Here is a 4,220-nt window from a genome sequence, read left to right as displayed (position 1 = left end):
GAACTCCTCGACGAGAAAGACATGGCCGCCCTGGTCGAACACGTCGACGAGTCGAGGTGCCAGGCCGAGCGGACCGAGAATCTCGAGCAGGCGGGCCTCGGAACGCAGGACGTCCCGAACATCCCTGTGCTGCCGGCTGGTCTGAACGTGTGGGCGGGCCTCTTTGATGACGACGTCTGAGCCGTCGGTGGTGTCGACCGCGCGGTAGACGCCGCCCTTGTTGGCATGCTGAATCGCCTGGCGTACGGCGAATCGCTCGGCGAGCAGGATCTCGCGCGGCTCATGGTCGGCGCGGCGCGGAGCGGATTCCCCTGCGGTGTCGGGAAAAGGCGACCTCGCCCAGGCCGGTGGCGCGAAGCGCGGCTCACGCCGGTCGTCGACGAGTCGGCCGTCGGGGTCGACGATCACCCGGCGATAGATGCCGTCATTGCTGAGCACGCGGCGGTCGACGAATGCACCGTACCGGTAGTGCACGAGGCTTCCCGCGACGTAAGCCCGGTCGGAGAGAATCCGCGGACCGTCGAGCCCCTCGGTCGCACGGTGCAGTCGTTCGGCCAGCCTGGGCAGGTCTTCGTCGGCGGCCGGATACGCGGTCAAGAACTTACCCGAGGAGGCTCGCGGGGCCCGTGCGGAATTGAGCTGCGAGACCACCTCGTCGGTCGCCGCGAATTTGAAGGCGCATCCCTCATCGAGAAGTACCGGCAGCGCGCCGGCGAGGACCGCCGGAGCCGATCCGAGGGTTGCGGACACGTGCAACTTCCAGCCCTGCGGCCGGATCGCTTGTCCGACGGGCGTGACATGACACCACGCGTCGTCCACGACGGTGCTCCAGGCGTCGTCCCCACCGCGCTCGGCCACCAGCGACCGGAGCAGGGTCAAGAGGGCGTCGGCCGATGGCCTCGCCGTTGCACTGCCTACTTCCACACTCACCGCAGCACCCCCCATGGGCACTTCATAGATTTGTGCTGGCCACGGCTGAGTGGCGAGAATCCCTGGGAGAAAAGAGAATCCCCCATGAGGCCCCCACGCCCCGAACTGCGACTGGCGCAACAGTAGGCGCCCGACCGGGTCCATTGTCAAGGATCGTTCAGCCGATAAGTGATTCGGCCTAAAGAATGTGACCTGGTGATCTCACCCGGTCACGGATTGTGGAAAAGCAGGCCGAGCGCGATCAGATAGCCGGCTGCTGGACCGACCAGCGCGACCAGGCAAGGAGCCACTGCAGCCGGGCGTCATCGGTCGGCTGTGCGGAAAACCGTTCCCAGGCTTCCTGCGCCGGCTGACTCGCGACCTGCTCGCCGTAGCCGGTGTAACGCAGCGTCTCCTCGACCGCGGCTGCCCGCAGCCCCGGCTCGGCGAACCACTGCGCCTGCTCGACCAACGCGGCCACCTGCTCGACCAGGGATCGCACCGCCCGCGCCGCACTCACCCGGTCCACCCCGGAGAGGTCGCGCTGGGCGAGGACGGCGCGTCGCCACCGCCGCGGGTAACGGCGGGCGAGCGACGGGGTGCTGGCAGGATCGCGCAGGACCCGCTCGACGACCGCACGGTGGGCGTCGAGTCCGGCCGCCCACGGCAACCGTTCCACCGGGGACGGCTTGTAATTCGCCCAGTACGCCGCCAGGTCGTCGATCTCGGCGAGCCAGATCGCCGTCACCGGAACGTCACGGGCGATCACGACCAGGTCCAGGCCGAGCGCCCGGGTCGTGCGGGCCGCCCAGCAGGCACCGCGCATCACGAGCGTGGCCGGCTCCGGGCGGGCTTCGATGACGAGCGTCGCGCGCTCTTCCGCCGCCGGTGGGCCGGCCGGGCACCATCCGGTCGCGTCGAGCAGCTCCGCGAGGTCACGCCTGTTCCGGCGGCTCTGCGGGAGGGCGGTACGCACCGTCACGGTCGGGCCGGCGGGACCCTCGGTGTCGCCGTAGCGCAGCGTCACCGAGGACCAGCCGACCGAGTCGCGTTCGTAGGCCGCGACAGCATAGGGAGGGATGTCGGGCGAGCTCAGCCCCCACACCGGGAAGGGAGGGGCACCGAGCATCTGATCGCGTTGCCGGCGCATGCGCTCGCGCACCGACGCGATCCACATGTCTCGCCCCGAGACGGGCGACTGCCCGGACACGTTATCGAGCATGAGCCCGCCCGGGGCGCCAGGCAATCGGGTTTAGGAAGGTCGCCCGGTTTCCCGGTCGACCGCCCGCGCGCCCAGGGTGGTCTGCAGCAGCGAGATCGCCGCCTGCTCCGGGTCTTGGCGCGGCTCGCCCCCGGCAGACGGGCCGTCGTCGAGCGGGCCGTCGTCGCGCGGATCGTCCCCGGAGGCCGTTCCGCCGTCGCCCTGGACGTAGTTGATCCGCCAGTCGACGCCGAGCACCTCACGCAGCGCCACCTGGGTCTGCGCGACGTTGCTCTCCTCGGACAGGAGCCGCGCCAAGGGCACCGAGGTGATCGCGAGGACCAGGGTCTCGCCGTCGACCGCCGACACCGTCGCGTTGAGCAACAGCGCGTGGGTACGCCGGCTACGGCGCTTGACCGCCTCGAGCACCTCGGGCCAGATCCGGCGTACCGCTGCGGCGTCGATCGCGCCGCCGCCCTGCTCCGGGGCCGGCTGGGCCTGGGCGGACGCGGGCTGTGTGGGCGGGGCCTGTGTGGGCGGAGCCTCGGCCGGAGGGCTTTCGGCGGGCGGCGGCGACTCGGACCGGGCCGGTTCCGGTCGCGGCGACCCGGACCGGGCCGGCTCGGCCGGGCCGGCGATCGACTGGCGACGCTCGAGTCGCTCGACCCGGGCCAGAAGAGCGGACAGGTCGGAGGAGGCACCCGGCAGCAGCATCCGGGCACAGACCAGTTCGAGCAGCAGCCGGGGCGACGTCGTACCCCGCATCTCGGTCAGTCCGGCGTGGACGACGTCGGCCAGCCGGGACAGGGTCGCCGTACCGAGCCGGGTGGACTGGTCGGTCATCCGCTCGAGTTGGTCGCCCGGACCGTCGATGAGGCCCTTGTCGACCGCGTCGGGTACGGCGTCGAGCAGCACGAGGTCGCGTAGCCGCTCGAGCAGGTCGGCGGCGAAGCGACGGGGGTCGTGACCGGCCTCCACCACCCGGTCGACCGTCTCGAACACCGCCGCCCGGTCCTGGGCCGCCAGGCCGTCGACGATGTCGTCGAGCAGCGCGGCGTCGGTGACCCCGAGCAGCCCGACCGCGCCCCGGTAGGTGACGCCGTCGGCACCGGCGCCCGCCACCAGCTGGTCGAGGACGGACAGGGAGTCGCGGGCCGAGCCGCCGCCGGCGCGGACGACGAGTGGCAGCACCGCCGGCTCGACCTGCACCCCCTCGGCGTCACAGATCCGCTCGATCAGCCCGCGCATCACCCCCGGCGGGAGCAGCCGGAACGGGTAGTGGTGGGTGCGCGACCGGATCGTGGGGAGCACCTTGTCCGGCTCGGTGGTCGCGAAGACGAACACGAGGAAGTCGGGTGGCTCCTCGACGAGCTTGAGCAGGGAGTTGAAGCCCTGCGTACTCACCATGTGCGCCTCGTCGACGATGTAGACCTTGTAGCGCGAGCTGACCGGCGCGTAGAAGGCCCGCTCACGCAGGTCGCGGGCGTCGTCGACGCCGCCGTGGCTCGCGGCGTCGATCTCGATGACGTCGAGGCTGCCCGGGCCGTCCGGCGCGAGCGCGATGCACGAATCGCACTTTCCGCACGGCGTCGGGGTCGGGCCCTGCTCACAGTTCAGCGACCTGGCCAGGATCCGGGCGCTCGAGGTCTTGCCGCAGCCGCGCGGTCCGGAGAAGAGGTAGGCGTGGTTGATCCGGCCGCTGGACACGGCATGAATGAGCGGCTCGGTGACGTGCTCCTGGCCGACCACCTCGGCGAACGTGGCGGGCCGATACTTCCGGTAGAGCGCAAGCGCCACGTCGTCCCTCCGTCCAGGCCGTCGCGACCGACCCTAGAACACGGTAAGGACCCCCCGCACACCCGCCAGAGCCTGCTTATCCTTGCTGCCTTCCGGCCCTGGGGAGGTTCGCAGGGTGTACGCCGCACGAGGGGTCTGCCGGCCAGTGTAGAGGCCGGTACCGACCACGGTGCACACCGCGCAGTCGGCGACGCCCGGCCGGCCCGGATCCCGTATCCTCGCCGACGGAGGATTCGCCTAGTGGCCTATGGCGCACGCTTGGAAAGCGTGTTGGGGGCAACCCCTCGCGGGTTCGAATCCCGCATCCTCCGCC

The 4,220-nt window shown here is 71.0% G+C and carries 3 protein-coding genes, 1 tRNA gene and 1 other RNA gene; 1 reads left to right on the top strand and 4 read right to left on the bottom strand.

Annotation, left to right across the window (positions count from 1 at the left end):
- The 4 genes from VGH85_16110 to ffs all read right to left on the bottom strand — a co-directional run.
- The coding region (locus VGH85_16110) for a hypothetical protein (protein HEY2175331.1) at positions 1–930 on the bottom strand (930 nt) is incomplete at its 3' end.
- Between the two features lie 241 nt (positions 931–1,171).
- A complete protein-coding gene (locus tag VGH85_16105) occupies positions 1,172–2,119 on the bottom strand; it encodes a hypothetical protein (GenBank protein HEY2175330.1) in 948 nt (315 codons plus the stop codon).
- A gap of 42 nt (positions 2,120–2,161) precedes the next feature.
- Positions 2,162–3,907, bottom strand: a complete 1,746-nt coding sequence (locus VGH85_16100; protein HEY2175329.1) for a DNA polymerase III subunit gamma and tau — start codon at positions 3,905–3,907, stop codon at positions 2,162–2,164.
- Positions 3,908–3,949: 42 nt separating this feature from the next.
- Positions 3,950–4,046: signal recognition particle sRNA small type (gene ffs, locus VGH85_16095), an RNA gene on the bottom strand.
- An 87-nt stretch (positions 4,047–4,133) separates the two neighbouring features.
- Between ffs and VGH85_16090 the strand changes: the two genes are divergently transcribed.
- A tRNA-Ser gene (locus tag VGH85_16090) sits at positions 4,134–4,218 on the top strand.
- Positions 4,219–4,220 lie beyond the last annotated feature (2 nt).

The sequence above is a fragment of the Mycobacteriales bacterium genome, assembly GCA_036497565.1.
Taxonomy (GTDB): domain Bacteria; phylum Actinomycetota; class Actinomycetes; order Mycobacteriales; family QHCD01; genus DASXJE01.
Note: the sequence above shows the minus strand (reverse complement) of the source record. Positions and strands in the feature narration are given on the sequence as shown.